The sequence below is a fragment of the Ancylobacter lacus genome (assembly GCF_018390635.1).
Taxonomy (GTDB): domain Bacteria; phylum Pseudomonadota; class Alphaproteobacteria; order Rhizobiales; family Xanthobacteraceae; genus Ancylobacter; species Ancylobacter lacus.
The window spans coordinates 61,252-83,080 of record NZ_JAHBGE010000009.1 but is presented as its reverse complement, the minus strand read 5'-3'; the positions used below and the strand labels follow the sequence as shown (position 1 = coordinate 83,080).

At 69.1% G+C, this 21,829-nt stretch carries 17 protein-coding genes; 11 read left to right on the top strand and 6 right to left on the bottom strand.

The window, feature by feature from the left end:
- From KHC27_RS02690 to modC, 10 genes are all read left to right on the top strand, one after another.
- Positions 1–378: a DUF423 domain-containing protein gene (locus tag KHC27_RS02690; RefSeq protein ID WP_213334715.1), complete on the top strand. Its 378-nt coding sequence runs from the start codon at positions 1–3 to the stop codon at positions 376–378.
- Between the two features lie 190 nt (positions 379–568).
- A complete protein-coding gene (locus KHC27_RS02685) occupies positions 569–3,073 on the top strand; it encodes a glycogen/starch/alpha-glucan phosphorylase (protein ID WP_213334713.1) in 2,505 nt (834 codons plus the stop codon).
- Between the two features lie 252 nt (positions 3,074–3,325).
- Positions 3,326–5,521, top strand: coding sequence for a 1,4-alpha-glucan branching protein GlgB (gene glgB / locus KHC27_RS02680; RefSeq protein ID WP_213334711.1), 2,196 nt, complete (start codon positions 3,326–3,328; stop codon positions 5,519–5,521).
- Between the two features lie 48 nt (positions 5,522–5,569).
- Complete coding sequence (glgC, locus tag KHC27_RS02675) at positions 5,570–6,838, top strand: glucose-1-phosphate adenylyltransferase (protein ID WP_213334709.1); 1,269 nt, start codon at positions 5,570–5,572, stop codon at positions 6,836–6,838.
- A gap of 7 nt (positions 6,839–6,845) precedes the next feature.
- On the top strand, positions 6,846–8,303 hold the full coding sequence (glgA, locus tag KHC27_RS02670) for a glycogen synthase GlgA (RefSeq protein ID WP_213334707.1): 1,458 nt from the start codon (positions 6,846–6,848) through the stop codon (positions 8,301–8,303).
- Complete coding sequence (glgX, locus tag KHC27_RS21975) at positions 8,300–12,499, top strand: glycogen debranching protein GlgX (protein WP_213334705.1); 4,200 nt, start codon at positions 8,300–8,302, stop codon at positions 12,497–12,499. The genes glgA and glgX overlap by 4 nt, the downstream gene beginning before the upstream one ends.
- A 430-nt stretch (positions 12,500–12,929) precedes the next feature.
- Positions 12,930–13,169, top strand: coding sequence for a hypothetical protein (locus KHC27_RS02660; RefSeq protein ID WP_213334703.1), 240 nt, complete (start codon positions 12,930–12,932; stop codon positions 13,167–13,169).
- A 193-nt stretch (positions 13,170–13,362) separates the two neighbouring features.
- Positions 13,363–14,184 (top strand): molybdate ABC transporter substrate-binding protein, encoded by an 822-nt coding sequence (gene modA, locus KHC27_RS02655; protein WP_425514852.1) that lies wholly within the window; start codon positions 13,363–13,365, stop codon positions 14,182–14,184.
- Between the two features lie 110 nt (positions 14,185–14,294).
- The gene (gene modB, locus KHC27_RS02650) at positions 14,295–14,984 is read left to right on the top strand and encodes a molybdate ABC transporter permease subunit (RefSeq protein WP_213334700.1); all 690 of its coding nucleotides are present in this window, start codon (positions 14,295–14,297) and stop codon (positions 14,982–14,984) included.
- Positions 14,981–16,102, top strand: coding sequence for a molybdenum ABC transporter ATP-binding protein (modC, locus tag KHC27_RS02645; protein ID WP_213334697.1), 1,122 nt, complete (start codon positions 14,981–14,983; stop codon positions 16,100–16,102). The genes modB and modC overlap by 4 nt, the downstream gene beginning before the upstream one ends.
- Here modC and KHC27_RS02640 read toward each other — a convergent pair.
- The 4 genes from KHC27_RS02640 to KHC27_RS02625 all read right to left on the bottom strand — a co-directional run bounded on the left by KHC27_RS02640 (position 16,062) and on the right by KHC27_RS02625 (position 19,061).
- Positions 16,062–16,535: a winged helix-turn-helix domain-containing protein gene (locus KHC27_RS02640; RefSeq protein ID WP_213334694.1), complete on the bottom strand. Its 474-nt coding sequence runs from the start codon at positions 16,533–16,535 to the stop codon at positions 16,062–16,064. The two genes, modC and KHC27_RS02640, sit on opposite strands and share 41 nt — an antisense overlap.
- 45 nt (positions 16,536–16,580) lie before the next feature.
- Positions 16,581–17,975 carry a PepSY-associated TM helix domain-containing protein gene (locus tag KHC27_RS02635; RefSeq protein ID WP_213334691.1) on the bottom strand — a complete coding sequence of 465 codons (1,395 nt, stop codon included), beginning with the start codon at positions 17,973–17,975 and terminating at the stop codon, positions 16,581–16,583.
- Between the two features lie 99 nt (positions 17,976–18,074).
- Positions 18,075–18,584 carry a copper chaperone PCu(A)C gene (locus KHC27_RS02630; RefSeq protein WP_213334688.1) on the bottom strand — a complete coding sequence of 170 codons (510 nt, stop codon included), beginning with the start codon at positions 18,582–18,584 and terminating at the stop codon, positions 18,075–18,077.
- A gap of 96 nt (positions 18,585–18,680) precedes the next feature.
- A complete protein-coding gene (locus KHC27_RS02625; RefSeq protein ID WP_213334685.1) occupies positions 18,681–19,061 on the bottom strand; it encodes a DUF2946 family protein in 381 nt (126 codons plus the stop codon).
- 142 nt (positions 19,062–19,203) lie between these two features.
- Here KHC27_RS02625 and KHC27_RS02620 point away from each other — a divergent pair, with 142 nt between their 5' ends.
- A complete protein-coding gene (locus KHC27_RS02620; RefSeq protein WP_213334683.1) occupies positions 19,204–19,551 on the top strand; it encodes a hypothetical protein in 348 nt (115 codons plus the stop codon).
- Positions 19,552–19,624: 73 nt separating this feature from the next.
- On the opposite strand, the gene KHC27_RS02615 is transcribed toward KHC27_RS02620, so the two are convergent.
- Together KHC27_RS02615 and KHC27_RS02610 are read right to left on the bottom strand one after the other, a co-directional pair.
- Complete coding sequence (locus KHC27_RS02615) at positions 19,625–20,449, bottom strand: ATP-binding cassette domain-containing protein (RefSeq protein WP_425514851.1); 825 nt, start codon at positions 20,447–20,449, stop codon at positions 19,625–19,627.
- Positions 20,450–20,463: 14 nt separating this feature from the next.
- On the bottom strand, positions 20,464–21,777 hold the full coding sequence (locus KHC27_RS02610; RefSeq protein WP_213334681.1) for a sugar ABC transporter permease: 1,314 nt from the start codon (positions 21,775–21,777) through the stop codon (positions 20,464–20,466).
- Positions 21,778–21,829 lie beyond the last annotated feature (52 nt).

The following is a 21,829-nucleotide window of genomic DNA, read 5'->3' as shown; positions in this document are numbered from 1 at the left end:
GTGACCGTTTTTCGCCGCCTGCTGATTGTCGTGGCTGGGCTTTACGGCGCCGCGGGGGTGGGGCTCGCCGCCGCGGCGGCGCATCTGGCGGTGGATGCCAGCCTCGCCACGGCGGCGAATTTCCTGCTGTTCGGCGCCGCCGGAATCGGCATGGCCGCCGCGCTGGCGGTGGTGGCGGGCCGGCCCTGGTCGTTCGCGGAAGTGGGCGGGGGGCTGCTGGCGGTGGGCACGGCGCTGTTCAGCGGCGCCATCGCGGCACGGGTCCTCGCCGGAATGGTAATTTTTCCGATGGCCGCGCCGACGGGTGGGACTATGCTGATGGCGGGCTGGCTGGTGATCGCGCTGGCGGGCCTGCAACGCGGCGCAAAGTCATCATGAGGAGACCCGGCTGACGTCGCCCGGTCAAATGGCTGGGCGATAATCGGCGCCGCCGCCGGATTGGCGGCCGAGACACTCGCGGAACTTGGCCAAAACGTTGCATGATTTGAATCGATATGCGCACCGCGCCGACCGCGAGGGGACGGTCTGATGCGGTTTCGCGGGTATCCACTGGGAGCATAGGCGGGACATGACGATCGAAGTCGAAGCGAAGTCGTTCGAGACAGCCAGCGTGGAGAAGGCCTCGGCGGCAGTGCCGCCGGTCGACGACGTCGCCCGGTTCCGCGCGGCGGTCATCGCCAAGCTTACCTATGCCGTCGGCAAGAACCCGGCGGCCGCCAGCGACCGTGACTGGTTTCTGGCTACCGCTTTCGCCACGCGCGACCGGATCGTGGACCGCTGGATCACCTCGACGCGGCAGACCTATTCGGAAGGCCGCAAGCGGGTCTACTACCTCTCGCTGGAGTTCCTCATCGGCCGGCTGCTGTTCGACGCGCTGACCAATCTGGAACTGCTCGACACCGTGCGGGCGGCGCTTGGCGACCTCGGTGTCGATCTCGACCGGCTGCGGCAGGTGGAGCCCGACGCGGCGCTGGGCAATGGCGGCCTCGGCCGTCTCGCGGCCTGCTTCATGGACAGCATGGCGACCCTCTCCATCGCCGCCTATGGCTACGGCATCCGCTACGACCACGGCCTGTTCCGCCAGGTGATCAAGGGCGGCTGGCAGCAGGAATACCCGGAAGACTGGCTCTCCTTCGGCAATCCGTGGGAATTCGAGCGTCCCGAGGTGTTCTACGACGTCGGCTTCGGCGGCTCGGTGGAGGCGGTTCCGACTTCCGGCGAGCGCAAGAAGCACATCTGGCACCCCGGCGAGACGGTCGAGGCCGTGGCCTATGACATTCCCATCGTGGGATGGCGCGGCCGCCACGTGAACACGCTGCGGCTGTGGTCGGCGCGCGCCGCCGATCCGCTGCGGCTCGACGCCTTCAACCAGGGCGACCATGTCGGCGCGCTGGTCGAGCAGGTGAAGGCCGAGGCGATCTCCAAGGTGCTCTATCCCAGCGACGCGACGCCGGCGGGGCAGGAGCTGCGCCTGCGGCAGGAGTTCTTCTTCACCGCCGCCTCGCTGCACGACCTGATCCGCCGCCACGTCGACAGCTTCGGCGATATCCGCTCGCTGCCCGACAAGGTCGCGATCCAGCTCAACGACACCCACCCCGCCATCGCCGTCGCGGAGCTGATGCGGCTGCTGGTGGACGAGCACGACCTCGACTGGGACGAGGCGTGGGACATCACCCGCCGCACCATCTCCTACACCAACCACACCCTGCTGCCGGAAGCGCTCGAGACGTGGCCGGTGCCGCTGATGGAGCGGGTGCTGCCGCGCCACATGCAGATCATCTACCTCCTCAACGCGGTGCATCTGGGCGAGGTGCGCGAGAAGTTCCCCGGCGATGACGGGCTGCTCTCGGCGGTGTCGCTGATCGAGGAGGGTGGCGGGCGCCGCGTGCGCATGGGCAATCTCGCCTTCCTGGGCTCGCACAGCATCAACGGCGTCGCGGCGCTGCACAGCGAGCTGATGAAGACCACCGTCTTCAAGGACTTCTTCCGCCTCTACCCCGAGCGGATGAACAACAAGACCAACGGCATCACCTTCCGCCGCTGGCTGATCGAGGCCAATCCCGGCCTCACCAAGCTGCTGGCGGAGGTCTGCGGGCCGGAGGTGCTCGACGATCCCGCGGCGCTGCTGAACCTCGTTTCCCGTGCCGGCGACAAGGGACTGCACGACAGCCTCGCCGCCGTCCGCCGCCAGAACAAGGTGGCGCTGGCGCGGCTCATCCGCGACCGCATGGACATCAAGGTCAATCCGGGCGCGCTGTTCGACGTCCAGATCAAGCGCATCCACGAGTACAAGCGCCAGCTCCTGAACATTCTGGAGACCATCGCGCTCTATGAATCAATGCGGGCGAATCCGGCCAAGAATTGGGCGCCGCGCGTCAAGATCTTCTCCGGAAAGGCAGCGGCGAGCTACCATCAGGCCAAGCTCATCATCAAGCTGGCGAACGACGTCGCGCGGGTGGTGAACGACGATCCCACCGTGAAGGACCTTCTGAAGGTCGTCTTCCTGCCGAACTACAATGTCTCGCTGGCCGAGATGATCATTCCCGCCGCCGATCTGTCGGAGCAGATCTCCACCGCCGGCATGGAAGCCTCCGGCACCGGCAACATGAAGATGGCGCTGAACGGCGCCCTGACCATCGGCACGCTCGACGGCGCCAATGTCGAGATCAAGGAGCATGTGGGCGACGACAACATCTTCATCTTCGGCCTCACCGCCGAAGAGGTTGAGGAACGTCGCCGCACCGGCATCGACGAGGCCGGTGCCATCGCCCGCTCCGCCCATCTGGGCGAGGTGCTGGATGCGGTGGAGTCCGGGGTGTTCTCGCCGGACGAGCGGGACCGCTTCAAGCCGCTGACCAACGCGCTGCGCTATCACGATTATTTCCTCGTGACCTCCGACTTTGACGCCTATTGGGAGGCCCAGCGCAAGGTCGACGCGCTGTGGTACAAGAAGGACGCGTGGTGGACCGCGAGCGCCATCAACACCGCCAATATGGGCTGGTTCTCCTCCGACCGGACCATCAGCGAGTACGCCAAGGACATCTGGAACGTTCCGACCCGCCCGGTGCGGTGAGCCGGCGCGCCTTTTCCAATCCCGGCAGCAGCACAACGCACATCCCGGCTCGCAGCGACCCCGCGGTCGCTGCGACCCGAATGCGTCGGTGCGCCGGTACATCCGCCCGCCTCGTCGGCGGTGTACGCCGATTTCCCCTGAGTAAGCTTCGATAACGGCTTGTTACTGAGGTATTTTGCGGCGAAGCTGGCGGAACCTAAGGTCCTTCGCCGGACTTGTTGAGCGTCTTTGGCGCTGGAAAGGTCGACGAGCATGTTCGCGTGGCAGGCGCCGGACCGAGAGGTCGACGCCCTGATGGGGGCCCGCCATCCCGATCCGTTCGCGCTGCTCGGGCCGCACGAGACCCCCGATGGCGTCGTGATACGGGCCTTCGTTCCCGATGCGGACAGCCTCGTCGTGCTCGAGCCGGACGGTACGCCCGTCCTCGAACTCGCCGCGCGTGCACCCGGCTTCTTCGAAGGGCTGGTTCCCGGCCGCCCGGCCTGGGCCCGGTATGTATTGAAGGCCGCGAATGCGGGCGGCGACTGGACGCTGGAGGACCCGTATTCGTTCGGTCCGGTCCTCGGTCCGCTCGATGACCACCTCCTGCTCGAAGGACGGCATCGCCAGCTCTATGAGCGTCTCGGCTCACATCCCTGCGAGCATGAGGGCCGCGAGGGCGTGCGCTTCGCGGTGTGGGCGCCGAACGCGGCACGGGTCTCGGTGGTCGGCGACTTCAACCGTTGGGACGGCCGGCTGCACCAGATGCGCAAGCGGGTCGACAGCGGGCTGTGGGAGATTTTCGCCCCCGGCCTGGGTGAGGGGGCGATCTACAAATACGAGATCGTCGCCGCCGATGGCCGCCTGCTGCCGCTCAAGGCCGATCCTTTCGGCCAGCGCGGCGAATTCCGCCCGGCCACCGGGTCGATCGTGGCGCGTACCGACCGGTTCGAATGGACCGATGCCGACTTCCTCGCCGGCCGGGGCGAGGGCGAGGCCCGGCGCAAGCCGATGGCGACCTATGAGGTGCATCTCGGTTCCTGGCGCCGCGGCGAGGGCGGCCGCTTCCTCACCTATGACGAACTGGCCGACGAACTCATCCCCTATGTCGCGTGGATGGGTTTCACCCATATCGAGCTGCTGCCGGTGTCGGAGCACCCGCTCGACGCCTCCTGGGGCTATCAGCCGATCGGGCTGTTCGCACCGACCAGCCGGTTCGGCGATCCCGAAGGCTTCGCCCGCTTCGTCGATGCCGCCCATCGCGCCGGAATCGCGGTGATCCTCGACTGGGTGCCGGCGCATTTCCCCACCGACATCCACGGCCTCGCCCATTTCGATGGCGGGCCGCTCTATGAGCATGCCGATCCCCGCCGCGGCTTTCATCCCGACTGGAACACCGCGATCTACGATTTCGGCCGCCGGGAAGTGGCGAACTTCCTGATGGCGAGCGCGCTCTACTGGCTCGACCGCTTCCATGTCGACGGGCTGCGGGTCGATGCCGTCGCCTCGATGCTGTACCTCAATTATTCCCGGCGGGAGGGCGAATGGTCGCCAAACCCCGACGGGTCGAACGACAACAAGGACGCCGTCGCCTTCCTGCGGCAGGCCAACGAGACGATCTATGCCCTCAACCCCGGCGTCGCGGTGATCGCCGAGGAATCGACCACCTGGAGCGGCGTCTCCAGCCCCGTGGACGCCGGCGGCCTCGGTTTCGGCTTCAAGTGGAACATGGGGTGGATGCACGACACGCTGGATTATCTCTCGCTCGATCCGGTGCATCGGCACTGGCACCACGACAAGATCACCTTTGGCTTCACCTATCTCTTCACCGAGAATTTCGTGCTGCCGCTCTCCCATGACGAGGTCGTCCACGGCAAGGGCACCGTGCTGTCGCGCATGGGCGGCGACGACTGGCAGAAATTCGCGTCGGTGCGGGCCTATTACGCAATGATGTGGGCCTATCCCGGCAAGAAGCTGCTGTTCATGGGCCAGGAATTCGCCCAGCGCGACGAGTGGAGCGAGGCCCGCGCGCTGGACTGGCATGTGGTGTGGGATGGCTCCCGCCATCAGGGCGTGCAGCTTCTCGTGCGCGACATCAATGCTCTCTATACCAAAGTACCCGCACTCTATGCGCGGGACTGCGAGCCGGAGGGATTCCGCTGGATCGTGGTGGACGACAGCGCCCAGTCCGTCTTCGCGTGGCTGCGCGAGGACGGCGAGGGTGGGGCGCCGGTGGCGATGGTGGTGAATTTCACCCCGGTGCCGCGCTCCTTCTACCGTCTCGGCCTGCCGCGTGCCGGCCGCTGGCGGGAGGTGCTGAATACCGATGCGGGTTGCTATGGGGGCTCCGGCATTGGCAATCTCGGCGGGGTGGTCGCAACCGAGACTCCGGCGCATGGCTATCCCGCCAGCGCCGAACTCGTGCTTCCACCCCTGGCGTGCCTTTATCTGCAATGGGAACCGGACTGAGCGCAGAAGCGTGTACCGGGGTGAAACGTCTAGAGGGAGATGCGCTGAATGGAACGGCCGGCGCCAGTTAATGCCCCCATCGCCCGCTCTGCGATGGCTTATGTTCTCGCCGGCGGCCGGGGCAGCCGCCTGCTCGAACTCACCGATCGTCGAGCCAAGCCGGCCGTCTATTTCGGCGGCAAGTCGCGCATCATCGACTTCACCCTGTCCAACGCGCTGAATTCCGGTATCCGCCGAATCAGCGTGGCGACGCAGTATCAGGCCCACAGCCTGATCCGGCATCTGCAGCGCGGGTGGAACTTCTTCCGCCACGAGCGCAACGAGAGCTTCGACATCCTGCCCGCGAGCCAGCGCGTGTCGGAGACGATGTGGTATCTAGGAACCGCGGACGCGGTGTACCAGAACCTCGACATCATCGAGGGCTACGAGCCGAAATACATCATCGTCCTGGCTGGCGACCACGTCTACAAGCAGGACTACGAGATCATGCTCCAGCAGCATGTGGACCAGGGCGCCGACGTCACGGTCGGTTGCCTCGAGGTTCCGCGTGCGGAGGCGAGCGCCTTCGGCGTGATGCATGTCGACGAGCAGGACCGCATCCTCTCCTTCCTTGAAAAGCCGAAGAACCCGCCCGCCATGCCCGGCCACCCGGACAAGGCGCTGGCCAGCATGGGCATCTACGTCTTCGAGACCGCCTTCCTGATCGACCAGCTCCGCCGCGACGCGGCCGACCCGCATTCGTCCCACGATTTCGGCAAGGACATCATTCCCTACATCGTCAAGCACGGCTCGGCGCGGGCGCATCATTTCTCGCGCTCCTGCGTGCGGTCCTCCTCCGAGGTGACGCCCTACTGGCGCGACGTCGGAACGGTGGATGCCTACTGGGAAGCCAATGTCGACCTCACCGAGGTGGTGCCGGAGCTCGATCTCTACGACCGCGACTGGCCGATCTGGACCTATGGCGAGATCACGCCGCCGGCCAAGTTCGTTCACGATGCCGATGGCCGCCGCGGCGAGGCGCTGCAGTCGCTGGTTTCGGGCGGCTGCATCATCTCCGGCTCGCGGCTGCGGCGCTCGCTGCTGTTCACGGGCGTGCATGTGCACTCCTTCGGCAACATCGAGGGCGGCGTCATCCTGCCCTATGCCCAGATCGGCCGCTCGGTGCGGTTGCGCAACGTCGTCATCGACGCGCAGGTCCGCATTCCCGACGGGCTGGTGGTGGGGGAGGACCCCGAGCTCGACGCCAAGCGCTTCCGCCGCACGGAGAAGGGCGTGTGCCTCATCACCCAGCCGATGATCGACGCCCTGCAGAAGTGAGAACGGCATGCCCGGCCTGAAAGCGCTCTCGGTCGCCTCCGAGGTCTTCCCGCTCGTCAAGACCGGGGGGCTGGCCGATGTGGTCGGCGCCCTGCCCGGGGCGCTGGCCGCCGAGGGCGTGGAGGTGCGAACCCTCGTCCCGGGCTATCCCGCCGTGATGGCGGCGCTGCAGGACCGCCAGGAGGCGTATTATTTCGAGCACCTGTTCGGCGGGGCCGGTCGGCTGTGGTCCGGCCGCGCCGGCGGGCTCGATGTCTATGTGATCGACGCGCCCCATCTCTACGACCGGCCGGGCGGGATTTATGTCGACGCGGACGGGCAGGACTGGGGCGACAACGCCATCCGCTTCGCCGCGCTGGCGGCGATCGGCTCGGGCATCGGGCGCGGCCTGATCTCGGGCTTCGCGCCGGATGTGGTCCACGCCCATGACTGGCAGGCCGGTCTGACGCCGGCCTATCTCCACTATGCCGGCGGCCGGCGCCCGGCCAGCATCATCACCGTCCACAACATCGCCTTCCAGGGCCAGTTTCCTGCCCATCTGCTCGACACGCTCGGACTGCCGCGCAGCGCGCTGGCCATAGACGGCGTCGAGTATTATGGCACCATCGGCTATCTCAAGGCCGGGCTGCAATTCGCCGACCGCATCACCACCGTGTCGCCCAGCTATGCCGAGGAGATCCTGCTGCCGGAGGCGGGAATGGGCCTCGAGGGGCTGCTGAACCAGCGGCAGGGCGTGCTGCACGGCATCCTCAACGGGCTCGACACCGCGGTGTGGGACCCGGAGACCGACGCCCTGCTGCCCGCGACCTTCTCTGCCGGCACGCTGGAGCGGCGCGGCGCGAACAAGGCGGCGCTCCAGGCCCGCTTCGCGCTGGAGCCCGACCCGGAGGCGCTGCTGTTCGGCATCGTGAGCCGGTTGTCCTGGCAGAAAGGGCTCGATCTTGTGGCGGATTCGCTCGGCGTGCTGCTGGACATGGGCGCGCAGCTCGTCATGCTCGGCGCCGGCGATCCCGTGCTGACCGAGCGCTTCCGCACCGCCGCCGCGGCCAATCCCGGCCGGGTCGGGGTGCAGATCGGCTATGACGAGGGGCTCGCCCATCTCATCCAGGCGGGGTCGGATGCGCTGCTGGTGCCTTCCCGCTTCGAGCCCTGCGGTCTCACCCAGCTTTCCGCCCTGCGCTACGGTGCGTTGCCGGTCGTGACCCGGGTCGGGGGTCTGGCCGACACCGTCGTCGACATCAACGAGGCCGCCCGCTCGGCAGGGGTGGGCACCGGCATCCAGTTCCAGCCCGTCACCGCGAGCGCCCTGCACAGCGCGCTGCGGCGCACGGCCGCGCTCTGGCGCGACAGGCCGGCCTGGCGGCAGGCCCAGCGCAACGCGATGGCGTGCGAGGTCTCGTGGCAGCGGCCGGGCGCGCATTATGCCCGGCTCTATGAGGACCTCGTGGCGGAGCGCGCGGCGTGAACGACTACAGGGTTTCGCGCGGCGCGCCCGAGCCGCTCGGCGTCACGCCCGACGCGGACGGTGTGAATGTCGCGGTCTTCTCCGCTCACGCCACCGCCATCGAGTTCTGCCTGTTCGACCGCGACGGCCGCGAGGAGCTTCAGCGAATCGAGCTGGTGGCGCGGACCGGCGATATCTTTCACGCCCATATCGCCGGCATAGGGGCGGGCGCGCGCTACGGCTTGCGGGCGCATGGGCCCTGGGATCCCGCCCACGGCCATCGCTTCAACCCGGCCAAGCTGCTGGTCGACCCCTATGCGACACGGCTGGACCGGCCTTTCGGGCTGGACGGCACGCTGTTCGACCAGCGCGCCCGCGGCGCCTCCCGCGACGATGCCGACAGCGCGGGCTTCGTGCCGAAGGCGATCGTCGAGACCGCCGAGCCGCCGGCGCCGCCGCTGAAATCGCCCTTCGTCTGGGACGACGAGGTGTTCTACGAGCTGCATGTCCGCGGCTTCACCAAGCTCTGCCCCGCCATTCCCGCGCCGCTGCGCGGCACCTTCGCCGGGCTCGCCCACCCCGCGGCGATCGAACATCTGGTGCGGCTCGGCATCACCACGGTCGAGCTCATGCCGGCCATGGCGTGGATCGATGAGCGGCACCTGCCGCCGCTCGGCCTCACCAATTACTGGGGCTACAACCCCGTGGTGTTCGGGGCGCCGGACCCGCGCCTTGCTCCCGGCGGCTTTGCCGAGGTGCGCGAGGCGGTGTCGGCGCTGCACGAGGCCGGCATCAGCGTGGTGCTGGACGTGGTGCTGAACCATTCCGGCGAAAGCGACATTCTCGGCCCCACGGTGTCGCTGCGCGGGCTCGACAACGCCACTTACTACCGTCACGCGGCGGCCGACCCCGGTCTCCTGGTGAACGATGCCGGCACCGGCAACACGCTCGCGCTCGAATCCGCCCCCGTGCTGCGGCTGGCGATGGACTGCCTGCGGCGCTGGGCCGGCACGGGCCTCGACGGCTTTCGCTTCGATCTTGCCGCCACGCTGGGGCGCACCGCAAACGGCTTCGATCCCCACGCGCCGTTTTTCGGCGCCATGGGACAGGACCCGACGCTGCGCGATCTCGCGCTCATCGCCGAGCCCTGGGACATCGGGCCGGGCGGCTATCAGGTCGGCCGCTTCCCCGCCAACTGGGCGGAGTGGAACGACCATTACCGTGACACGGTGCGCCGCTTCTGGCGCGGCGATGGCGGGCTGGTCGGCCAGCTCGCTACCCGCGTGGCGGGTTCCGCCGACGTCTTCGCCGCCCGCCGCCGGCCGCTCTCGCGCGCGGTGAACTTCGTCACCGCCCATGACGGCTTCACCCTGGCCGACCTCGTCTCGCACGCGCGCAAGCATAATGAGGGCAATGGCGAGAACAATCGCGACGGCACCGACGCCAATTATTCCTGGAACCACGGTGTCGAGGGCGCGACCGACGATCCCGCGATCCTCGCGGCGCGGCAGGCCGATATGCGGGCATTGCTGGCAACCCTGCTGATCTCGCGCGGCACGCCGATGCTGACCATGGGCGATGAGTGCGGCCGCTCGCAAAGCGGCAACAACAACGCCTATGCCCAGGACAGCGAGCTGACCTGGCTCGACTGGAGCCGCGCCGACGCGCCGCTGGCGGCCTTTACCGCCGCCTTGGTCCGGCTGCGCCATGCCCATGCCGCGCTGCGCTCCGGCGCGCCGCTGACCGGGCGGCCGCTCGATGCCAGCACCATTCCCGACGTGGAGTGGAGGGCGCCGGGGGGCGGCCCCGTCGCCTGGGATGCGCCGGACAACCACACCCTCATTGCCGTCTTCTATGCTCCCGCCACCGGCGAGGCCGGGCCGGACCGGGTGATGGCGGTGCTGAACGCCGCTGACCACGCCGTCGACGTCCTTCTGCCGGAGGCGCGCGACGAGCATGACTGGGATATCGCGATCGATACCTCCCGGCCTGATATCCGCTCGCCTGCCGCGCCGGCCCGGCTGGTGGAGGAGCGCTTCCCCATGCCGGCCCGCGCCGTGGTCGTGCTGTGCGAGAAGGCGGTGCCGGACGCGCCGAGGCGTGCCACCGATCCCGCCTTCCTCGACCGGCTCGCCCGCGCCGCCGGCATCGCGCCGGACTGGCAGGACGTGACGGGGGTGCGGCACGAGGTGCCCGCTGACACCAAGCGTGCCTTGCTCAAGGCGCTGCGCCTTCCCGCCGACACCCGCGGCGACACCTCGGACAGTCTGGTCTGGCTGTCCGAGCAGCAGTTCGGCCGCACCCTGCCGGAAGCGCTGGTGGTGCGGGAGGGGGCGCAGGCCCGGCTGCAGCTCGGCGGCGCCGCGGCGCGCACCACCCGTCGTCTGGAGCTGCGCATCCGGCTGGAGGACGGCGAGGAGCGGCCCTGGCCGCTGGCGCCCGACGAGGGCGAGCGGGCGGAGCTGCCACGCCCCGACGGCCGCTTTGCCATTGTGCGCCATGTCGGGCTGCCGGCGCTGCCGACGGGGCGGCATCTGCTGCTGCTGGAGGGCGAGGCCTGCCGCCTGACCGTCGCTCCGGCGGCTTCCTATCTCCCGCCGGGGCTGAAGGCGGGCGAGCGCCATTTCGGCATCGTCGCGCATCTCTATTCGCTGCGGCGCGCCGGGGAAGACCAGGGCATCGGGGATTTCTCCACCCTCGCCACGCTGGCCGAGCGGGCCCCGGCGCTGGGGGCGGCGCTGGTCGGGCTCAACCCGCTGCACGCGCTGTTTCCCCATGACCGGGAGCGGGCGAGCCCCTATTCGCCGTCCGACCGCCGCTTCCTCGACCCGATCTATATCGACGCCGCGGCGCTCGCCGCCGCCGATCCGGCGGTCTCCGCGGCCTATGGTGGGCAGACCGAGCTGTTCGCGGCGCTCAGCACCCGCGGGGCGGTGGACTATACCGGGGTCTGGGCCGCCAAGCGCCCGGTGCTGGAGGCGGCCTTCGCCGCCTGCGAGGCGCGGGGCGACGGCGAGTTCGACCAGTTCATCGCCGGCGGCGGCGAGGCGCTGCGGCGCTTCGCCATCTTCGAGGCGCTGTCACAGGCGCAGGGCGGTACGAATTGGCGGCATTGGCCTGACAATCTGCGCCACCCCGATTCGGCGGCGGTCGCGCAGTTCGCGGCCGCGCATGAGCGGCCGATCCGTTTCGTGCAGTGGCAGCAATGGACCGCCGATCGCCAGCTTCGGCAGGCCGCCATTCGCGGCGAGGAAGCGGGGCTGCGGTTCGGCTTCTACCGCGACCTTGCCGTGGGCACGACCCCGGACGGCGCGGAGGCCTGGGCCGAATCGGACCGGCTGATGCAGGGGGTCAATGTGGGGGCGCCGCCCGATCCGCTCGGGCCGGAGGGACAGAACTGGCATCTGCCGCCGCCCGACCCGCTGGCGCTGCGGCGCGACGGCTATGCCGGCTTTGCCCGGCTGGTGGCGGCCAACATGCGCTATGCCGGGGCGCTGCGCATCGACCATGTGATGGGGCTGCGCCGTCTCTTCCTCATGCCGGACGGCGCGAGCGCGGCGGAAGGCGCCTATCTCGCCTTCCCGTTCGAGGATCTCGCCGGGCAGGTCGCGCTGGAGAGCGTGCGGGCCCGTTGCCTGGTGGTGGGCGAGGATCTTGGCACCGTGCCGTTCGGCATGCGCGACCAGCTCGCGGCCGAGCGCATGCTGTCCTACCGGGTGCTGTGGTTCGAGCGCCACGACGCCCGCTTTACGCCGCCGGCGGAGTATCCGGCGCTGGCGGCCGCCTGCGTCTCGACCCACGATCTCCCGACCCTCGCGGGATGGTGGGATGGCGTCGACATCGCCGAACGGGTGGCGCTCGGCCTCGAGAGCGAGGAGGCCGCCGCCGACTCCCGCAAGGAACGGCTTCGGGAGAAGGAGAGCCTGTCCGACGCTCTTCTGCTGGAGGGGTTGATCACGGCAGTGCCACCGCCGGACGCCCCGTTGGATGACGGCTTCGTCGCCGCCGTGCACGCCTTTGTCGCTCGCACCCGCTCGATGCTCGCCTTGACGCAGATTGACGATCTCGCGGGCGAGACGGTCGCGGTGAACCTGCCCGGCACCGACCGGGAGCGTCCGAACTGGCGGCGCCGGCTGGCCCAGCCGGTCGACGCGGTTCTCGAGGGTGCCCGCGCGCACGCGGCGCTGCTGGCGATGCACCGCGAGCGCCAGGACTGACTCCGAGCGGCCTTCCCGCTACTGCGCCGGCGGCGGAGCGGCTGGTGCGCCCGGCGCGGTGGCAGGCGCCTGCGGCGGCACGGCGACATCGGACGTGCCTCTGCCGGAAAAGTGAACGGCGGCGCCGAGCGCTGCGATCAATACCAGGGCGGCCACCACGAGCGTGGGTGTGCGTGTCATCAGAACCCTCCAACCGACGGATATGACGCGGAACTCTCCATATTCCGTAACGTCAATTTCGGTTGATAATGCCACCGGAAGAGGCTGGGTTCCCTCCAGGGCGCGCCCATCGCGTCAAGGCTGAAACATGTCGAATGATGTGGCCAGTCGATATTTTTGGGGTACAGTTACCGAAATGCTACGCTGTGTGAGGTTCGGAACTGCGGTGGAGCCTTGAGCTCCCGCCGCTCGGGGGGAGGAGAACGCCGCCATGACCGGCACCGATTTCGACATCGTCACCCTGTCTGCGTCGACCATCCGCGTCATGCATCGCGACGAGCACCACATTTACGAGTTCGCCCTGGTTGATAATGGCTGCGGCCAGCGTGTCGTCAGCCGCGGCCCGTCCATCGTCTTCGCCAAGGATGGCAATGTGGCTGCCTGGAACCTGCTGACGGCCGCGGAGAGCGCGGCGGCGCGCGCCGCACGGGACTGCGGCTTCATCGACTGAGCGCCGCTGGCCCGTTCCATCCGTCCTCACCCCTACGGCTCAATGGCACGTCGTGCGGTCACTCCTGCATACGGCTGATGGTGTTGGTTCGGCGTCGGCAAGGACGATGACACGCGTGCAAGCGGGCGTCTTGTATATGGACGGATATATCTATTGATGTATATGGACGGATACACCTTACAGGGAGCCGTCCATGACCCCGTGCACCGACACCGCCGTGCGCCTTGCCACCCGCCTCTCCCGTCGCGTCGCGATGGGGGTGTTGCCGCTTCTCGCCGCGCTGTCGGTTTCCCTTGGCGCACCGGCGGCGCGGGCGGAGGAGGCGCCGGTCGTGTTCGCCGCGGCCAGCCTCACCAATGCCCTGCAGGACCTCGGCACCGCTTACGCGGCGAAGACGGGCGTCAAGGTGGCGTTTTCCTTCGCCGCTTCGTCCGCGCTCGCAAAACAGCTTGACGCCGGCGCGCCTGCCGCGATCTTCGCCTCGGCCGACATCAAGTGGATGGAGTATGCCGACGGCAAGGGCCTGACGCTCAAGGACAGCCGCGTCACCCCCATCGGCAACAGCCTCGTCCTCATCATGCCGGCGGACAAGGCCACGCCGGTCACCATCGACCGCTCGTTCGATTTCAGCGCCTTTCTGGGCGCCGACGGCAAGATCGCGACCGGCCTGACCGACAGCGTGCCGATCGGCATCTATGCCCGCACCGCCCTCACCAGCCTCGGCCAGTGGGACAAGGTGAAGGACAGGGTGGTGGGTGCTGAAAGCGTGCGGGCCGCGCTCGCGCTGGTGGAACGGGGCGAGGCCACCGCGGGCATCGTCTATTCCACCGACGCGGCCATCGCCAGGAACGTGAAGGTGGTCGCGACCTTTCCGGCCGATACCCATCCCCCGGTCGAGTACCCGTTCGAGCTGGTGAAAGGCCAGGACACCGAGGCGAACAGGGCTTTGCTGGCCTTTCTCACCGGGCCGGAAGCCAAGGCCATCTATGCGCGCTACGGATTTGTGGTGAAATGACCGTCCGGGTGATGGCTGCGGGGCAGCGATCGTCCGGGTGCCGTGCCGGCCGTCCCGCAGCGGCGGCGTCGCGCCCCTTTTGACCATCCCGTGCCGAGACCCGCCTGCCCATGCTGACGCCCGAGGAATGGACCGCCGTCGCCCTGAGCCTGCGGGTCGCCTTCTGGGCGACGTTCTGGAGCCTGCCGGCCGCCCTTGCCGTCGCTCTCGTGCTGGCGCGAACGTCCTTTCCCGGCAAGGGCCTGCTGGACGGGCTCGTCTATCTCCCGCTGGTGCTGCCCAAGGTGGTGGTGGGTTATCTGCTTCTGGTGATGCTCGGGGCGCGCGGCCTGATCGGCCAGTATCTCGACGCCTGGTTCGGCATCCGGCTCATCTTCACCACCGCCGGCGCGACCGTGGCCGCGGCGGTGGTGAGCTTTCCGCTGACGGTAAACGCCATACGCCTCGCGCTCGAGGCGGTGGATCGCGGGCTGGAGACGGCGGCGCGCACCCTCGGCGCCGGCCGGCTCGACGTGTTCCTCACCATCACGCTGCCGCTGATGCTGCCGGGCATTCTCTCCGGCGCCCTGCTGGCCATCGCCTCCGCGCTGGGCGAGTTCGGCGCCACCATCACCTTCGTCTCCAATGTCGAGGGCCAGACCCGCACCATTCCGCTCGCCATCTACAGCGCCACCCATATGCCGGATGGCGACGCCATGGCCTTGCGCCTGACGGTCGTTTCAATTGTCCTCGCCTTCGGCGCGCTGCTGCTCGCCAATCTGGCGGACCGGCGCATCCGCCGGCTGGTGGGGCGGGCATGATCGAGGTCGATATTCGCATCGCCCGCCCCGGTTTCACGCTGGAGGCCGCCTTCTCGGCCCCGCCGGCCGGGATCACCGCGCTGTTCGGCCGCTCGGGCGCGGGCAAGACGACCATCATCCAGGCGGTTGCGGGCGTGGTACGGCCGGTGCGCGGGCGGATCGTGGTCGACGGGACGGCCTATTTCGATGCCGACCGCCACATCGACCTGCCGGTGGAGCGGCGGCGGGTCGGCTATGTCTTTCAGGACGCCCGGCTGTTCCCGCATATGTCGGTGGAGCGCAATCTGCGCTATGGCGAACGCCGCGCGCGGGTGGCGCCGTTCATCGGCTTCGATCCGGTTGTGGATCTGCTCGGCCTGCGTGCCCTGCTGGGCCGGCGGCCGCACACCCTGTCCGGCGGTGAGCGCCAGCGCGTCGCCATTGGCCGCGCCCTGCTGGCACAGCCGCGGCTGCTGCTCATGGACGAGCCGCTCGCCGCGCTGGACGAAGCCCGCAAGCTCGACATCCTGCCCTATATCGAGCGGCTGCGGGACGTGATGGGCGTGCCGGTGCTCTATGTCAGCCACTCGATCGACGAGGTGCTGCGGCTATCGGACCGGGTGGTGGCGCTGGCGGCGGGCCGGGTGGTCGCGGCCGGGCCCGTAGCGGAAGTGATGTCGCGGCCGGACATCCTGCCGGTGGTGGGCCGGTTCGACCTCGGCACCATCCTCGAAAGCGTGGTGGTGGCGCATGATGCGGCGTACGGCCTGTCCACCCTCGGCTTTCCCGGCGGCGAATTGCGGGTGCCGCTGGTCGATGTGCCGGTCGGCGCGCCGACGCGGGCACGGGTGCGTTCGCGGGATGTGGCGCTGGCGCTGCAGAGGCCCGAGGGCGTCTCGGTGACGAACCGGCTGCCGGCGGTGGTCTCCGGAATTCGCGCCATGGAAGGCGCCTATGTCGATGTCGAGGTCGCGATCGGCCCCTCCGCCCTCCACGCCATGGTGACGCGCGAGAGCCTCGACCGGCTGGCGCTCCGCCCCGGCATGCCGGTGTGGGCGCTGGTGAAGACGGTGGCGGTGGACAGCCGGGGCGCCTCGCTCAGCCCGCCCGACGACCCGGGCCTGATCGCGCAGGGCTAGGGGCCGGCGGCCATTCCGCCGCCAGCGCGGACCGCAGCCCCTCGACGCTTTCCTGCGTCGCGGCGGCGCTGCGGGCCTCGATGTCGCGGTAGAGCGCGATGATACGCTCGCCGAAGGCGGTGAGTTCCGTGCCATGGCCTCGCCGGCCGGGATGGGTCTCGACCACGCGTTCGGCAAACATCGTGTCGAGCTCCTCCACCAGCAGCCAGGCGCGCCGATAGCTCATGCCCATTTTGCGGGCGGCGGAGAGGATCGAGCGTTCGGCCCGGATCGCCTCGAGCAGGTCGATCTTGCCGGGGCCGAGGAAGCGGCCGTCGCCGAGATAGACCCGGATGAAGAGCCCGTCGCGCGGGCGCGCGACGGGCTCCTCCGTTTCGGGGGCGTCGGTCGTGGTTTCGGGTGGCCGGTCGGCCTTGGGCTGTCCCGTGTTCATCTTTGCGATGATAGGCGAGCCGGCGGCCGCCCGGAAGCGTTCGCCTTACGCGCGGGCCGTTCTCTGCCGCCACGAGACGAGCACGTCGAGCACCAGCATCACCAGCAGCGAGGCGCCGACCAGCGGGAAGATGATGCCGACCACCACCATGATCGCCAGCAGGCCGCGCATGGCGGTCCGGTCGCCGGGCAGGGGAGGCACGCCGAGGCCGCCGGCCGGGCGCCGTTTCCACCACATCACCCCGGCCGACACCGCCATGAGGACGGTGGCGAGGCAGAGCGCCAGCATGAAGAGCTGGTTCGCCAGCCCGTATTCCTGGCCCATATGCACGCTGATGCCCCATTCCATGGCCCTGGCGGCCGGGCCGTAATCGGCATAGCTCATGTTGATCAGCGGCTTGCCGGTGTACTGGTCGAGATGGACTACCCGTTGCAGGCTGACGTCATCGGGGTAGACCGTCGCGGTGTAGACGCCGGTGGGACCGCCGGGCAGGCTCAGCGTGTAGCCTGGGCTCAGGCCGAGCGCGTCGACCGCCGCCCGCGCCGCATCCACGCCGATCGGCACCGGCGCCGCCGGCGGGGTCGACGTTGGCATCTGTGCCTGTTCCAGCGACCAGGCGGTGGGGCCGTTCGCGGCGGAGAGCTTGTCGTTCGACATCGGCACATCGACATACACCCCGGAGGGGTAGCCGAAGTTGGTGCCGTTGGCCCATTCGTTCACATGCTCGCCCCAGAACACCGACCAGGGCATGCCGGACAGCGACATGAAGCCGATGGCGAGGCCGGCGAAGGCGCCCGTCACCGCATGCAGGTCGCGCCAGAAGACCCGCTTGGCCGGCGTGCCGCGCACGCTGACCACGCCCCCGGTCTGCCGGCGCGGCCACCACAGGTAGAAGCCGGTGCCGACCAGCAGGATGGACCAGCCGCCGACGATCTCGATGATCCCGTTGGCGATGGGACCGAACTCGGCGAGGCTGTGCAGCCGGCGCACCAGCCACATCACCGTGCCACGATCCGGGAGGTCGCCCAGAACGTGCCCGTCATAGGGATCGACATAGACCGAGCGGCGCCCCTCCGCGGTCTTGACGACCACTTCGGCGGACGTCGTCGCGGTGGCGGGGGTTATGATCTTCACCGGCGTGCCGGGTTTGGCCGCCAGCGCGGCATCGATCAGTCGGCTGGCCGGCAGCGCCGGACCGGGCTGGGCGACGACCTGCTTGAGGTCGCGGTGGATCAGTCCGTCAAGTTCGTCGCGGAAGAGATAGAGCCCGCCGGTGACGGCAAGCAGGATCATGAAGGGCAGCACCAGCAGTCCGGCATAGAAATGCCAGCGCCAGACGGCGCGGTAGAGGCTGATGGCGCGCAGGCCCGCATCGGGGGCGTGGCGGGTGGCATCATGGGCAAGCGGAAGGCGTGACGCAGTCGCCTCGGGACTGGACATGGCATGGCTCCGGGTCGAGCGCGCGGCTTCCGCCCCCGGGGAAAAGCCGGAGGCGGGCGCGGCGTCGATGAATGGGATGGCTGCGGAAGACCTGCGGCGTCAGTTCGCCGGCGCGGCGTGCGCGTCGTGGTCCATAGGCGCCGGGCCCTTCATGCCCTCCACCTTGAACTCCACCGCCACGGTGCCGGCCTTGGCGAAGGTGAGCGAGCCCTTGATCTTCTCGCCTTCCTTAAGCGGCGCCTTGAGCCCGATGAGCATGAGATGGAAGCCGCCCGGCGCCAGCGTCAGCTTGCCATGGGCGGGAATCGGCGCTCCGTCGGGCAGCAGGCGCATGGTCATCACGCCGTCCTTGACCGACATTTCGTGGATCTCGACCCGCTGCGCCACCTCGGCGGTGGCGCTGACCAGCGTGTCGTCCTCGGCGCCTTCATTGTCGACCACGAGATAGCCGGCGCCGACCGTGGCGCCGTTCGGCGTCGTCCGGCTCCAGGGGTGTTCGATCTCGAGAGTGCCGATCTTGTAGCCGTGGGCGTGGGCGGCGGTCGCAAGAAGGGCGCCGAGGGCGGCGGCCAGCGTGACGCGGCATGCGGAATGGATGAAGCGGTTCATGGGTGTCTCCCTGCCGGCGGCCCGTCTCGCGGTGCGCGGCCGGCGTATCGTCCTGACGTTCGGCGTGATCCGCCCTTCGGGGCGGGACGGCGTGGATCAGGCGAGGGGAGGTGCACGTGCCTGGCGCGAGGAGCGCGGCGTGCCGGGGCGCTCCGGCTCGCGCACCAGCGGCGCCCCGGTGAGCTGGCCGGTCAGGGGTGGCGCCATGCCGGCGGAGGGGGGCGGCAGCGCCGCGCCGAAGGCCACGGTGCAGCCGGTGGTGCAGCAGTCCGGGGTGTGGTGAGCGGGGTCGCCGCCGGGAAGCTGCGGCTGTCCCATGGTGCTGGCGCAGATGATCTGCCCCGCCGCCCCACTGGCCGAGAGACCCCCGGCATGGGCACCCATGGCCATGCCGCCGATAAAGGCCTGCAGCACGAGCAGATAGGCCGCGGCGAGCGCGAACCCCATCCGTCTTGCCAGCGCCTTTCCGCGCGTCATGCCTGCCTGTTCCCAACGGTCGCCACTGCGTCGCGATGATGTAGCACGCAGCCGGGCGGGTTGGAACGCGCCGTCATGCGGCGCGTTGCCCTGCGCGACGGCTCGCCGCGCTGCGCTGCGCGCCTCAGCTGGAGGAACGCCCTTGCGTCACACACCGATCCAGATTCTTCGCCCGGCCATGGCGCTCGCGCTCGCTGTCGGCCTGTCGCCCGCGGCTATGGCCCAGACCGAGCCCGCCGGGGGGCAGGGCTGCGCCGGCGCCCGCGCCGGGGCGCAGGATTCCGCCACCCCGCCGCGCGGCGCCGATTCGTCGGGCACCGATCCCGGCGCCAGCGGCTCCACCGGATGGACCGGCGGCACCGGCGGCTCCTTCATCGGCACCTCGCACGACAATGCAACGGGGGCCGGCGATCAGCCGGAGACCGCCACCGGCCTCAACCCTATCGACAAGCCGGGCAACCCGGCCGCCACCGGAAAGGGGCCATGCTGAACGCCTCCCCGCTGAACGGTTGCTGAAACGGCGCCGTCCAGAAGGCGCCGTCGCGAAAAAGGCTTTCGCGGCCTCACGAGGCCCCGGGTCCCGGTGCCGCACCGGGAGGCGCCTTGCCGAGGATGATCATCCCCAGCACCTCGTCCTGGGTGACATCGGAGGTGCGGGCGGTTCCGACCAGCTTGCCGTTTTTCATCACGCTCACCCGGTCCGCGAGGTCGAACACGTCGTGGATGTCGTGGCTGATGAGGAAGATGCCGATGCCCTCCGCCTTGAGCTGCTTCACCAGCTCACCCACCTGCGCCGTCTCCTGCGGGCCGAGCGCGGCGGTCGGCTCGTCCATGATCAGGATCTTGGCGTTGAAGTGGATCGCGCGGGCGATCGCCACCGACTGCCGCTGGCCGCCGGAGAGGCCGCGCACCGGCTCCTTGAACTTGCGGAAATTCGGATTGAGCCGGCCCATCACCTCGCGCGTCGCCGCCTCCATGGCGACGTCGTCGAGCGTGCCCCACGCCGTCGTCAGCTCGCGGCCCAGAAACAGGTTGGCGGCGGCGTCGACATTGTCCGCCAGTGCCAGCGACTGGTAGATCGTCTCGATGCCGTAGCGCTTGGCATCGCGCGGGTTGGAGATCGGCGCGGGCTGGCCGTTGATCCGGATTTCGCCAGCGTCGGCCTTGTAGGCGCCAGCGAGGATCTTGATGAGGGTCGACTTGCCCGCGCCATTGTGGCCGAGCAGGGCGACGACTTCGCCGGGCATCAGGTCGATGCTGACCCCGTCGACCGCGCGGATGCCGCCGAAGGCGATGGACATGTCGCGCATCTCGACAAGCGGCGTGCCGGCGATGAGCGAAGCGCCCATGGGAAGCGTGGAACGTGCCGCCGTTTGGTTATGCTGCATGATGGCGTTCCCCCTCACTTGAAGCGCTTGCGGTACAGCGTGTCGATCCACACCGCGAAGACCAGCACCATGCCCATGACGATGTTCTGGTAGGGCGTGTCGACCCGCATCAGCACCATGCCGGACTGCAGGCTCTGCATCACCAGCGCGCCGAGCATGGCGCCCGCCACCGTGCCGGCGCCGCCGGCGAGCGAGGTGCCGCCGATCACCGCGGCGGCGATGACATAGAGCTCGTCGAGCGTGCCCTGCGCGTTGGTGGCCGAGGTCAGGCGCGCGGTCGAGATGGCGGCGCCGATCGCGGCCAGGGCGCCCATCAGCGCGAACACCATGAGGGTGATGCGCCGGGTGTTGATGCCCGCAAGATCGGCGGCCTCGGGGTTGCCGCCGATGGCGAAGACATAGCGGCCGAAGCGGGTGCGGGTCGTCACGAAGGTCATGGCGATGCCGACGGCAAGGGCGACCAGCACCGGCACCGCATAGCCGAAGCTGATGGTGAGGCCTTCGGGCGGAACCGGAATGCCGTTCGTCTCGGCATAGCGGCGGGCGAGCGCCGCCGGCAGGGTGTAGTTGTTCACCACCGCCGTGGCGGCGATGACCGCGAGGCAGCCGGCGCCGGCGGTGACGAACTCCGCCCACACCGGCTTGAGCGGAAAGTGGAAGCGGGTGCGCTGCTGGCGGGCGCGCAGCGTGGCGAAGATGATGGCCAGAATGGCGAGCCCGCAGATCACCCAGCTCCAGGTGGCGCCGATCGAGCCGGAGGCGCCGCCGCCGAGCAGCTTGAAATTGTCGTCCGTCAGCGGAATGGTCTTGCCCTCGGCCACCGCCCAGGCGGCGCCGCGCCACACCAGAAGTCCGCCGAGCGTGACGATGAAGGCCGGAACGCCGAGATAGGCGATGATGAAGCCGTGCAGCGCGCCGATGGCGGCACCGAGCGTGATGCCGACAACCAGCGTGAGAATCCACACCATCGGGTGGTTGAAGCCGAAGGCGGGCATCAGGTAGCTGGCCTGGAACACCGCCATCACCATGCCGGTCACGCCCAGGATCGAACCGACCGACAGGTCGATGTGGCGCATCACGATGACCAGCACCATGCCGGTGGACATCACCGCGATGGAGGCGGTCTGGACCGAGAGGTTCCAGAGGTTGCGGCTGGTGAGGAAGGTGCCTCCCGCCAGGAAGTCGAACACGATCCAGATGACGGCGAGCGCGCCGATCATGCCGAGAAAACGGATATCGACCTCGAGTGCACCGAGCAGGGACGTCGGAGCCGTCTGTGGTGCCGATGCGGGCCGGGCCGGGGCTTTGCCGGCCGAAATGTCGCTCATGAAGCTTCCTCCTCAACCCCCTGCGGCAGGCCGTGGAGCCGTCGCCGGCTCC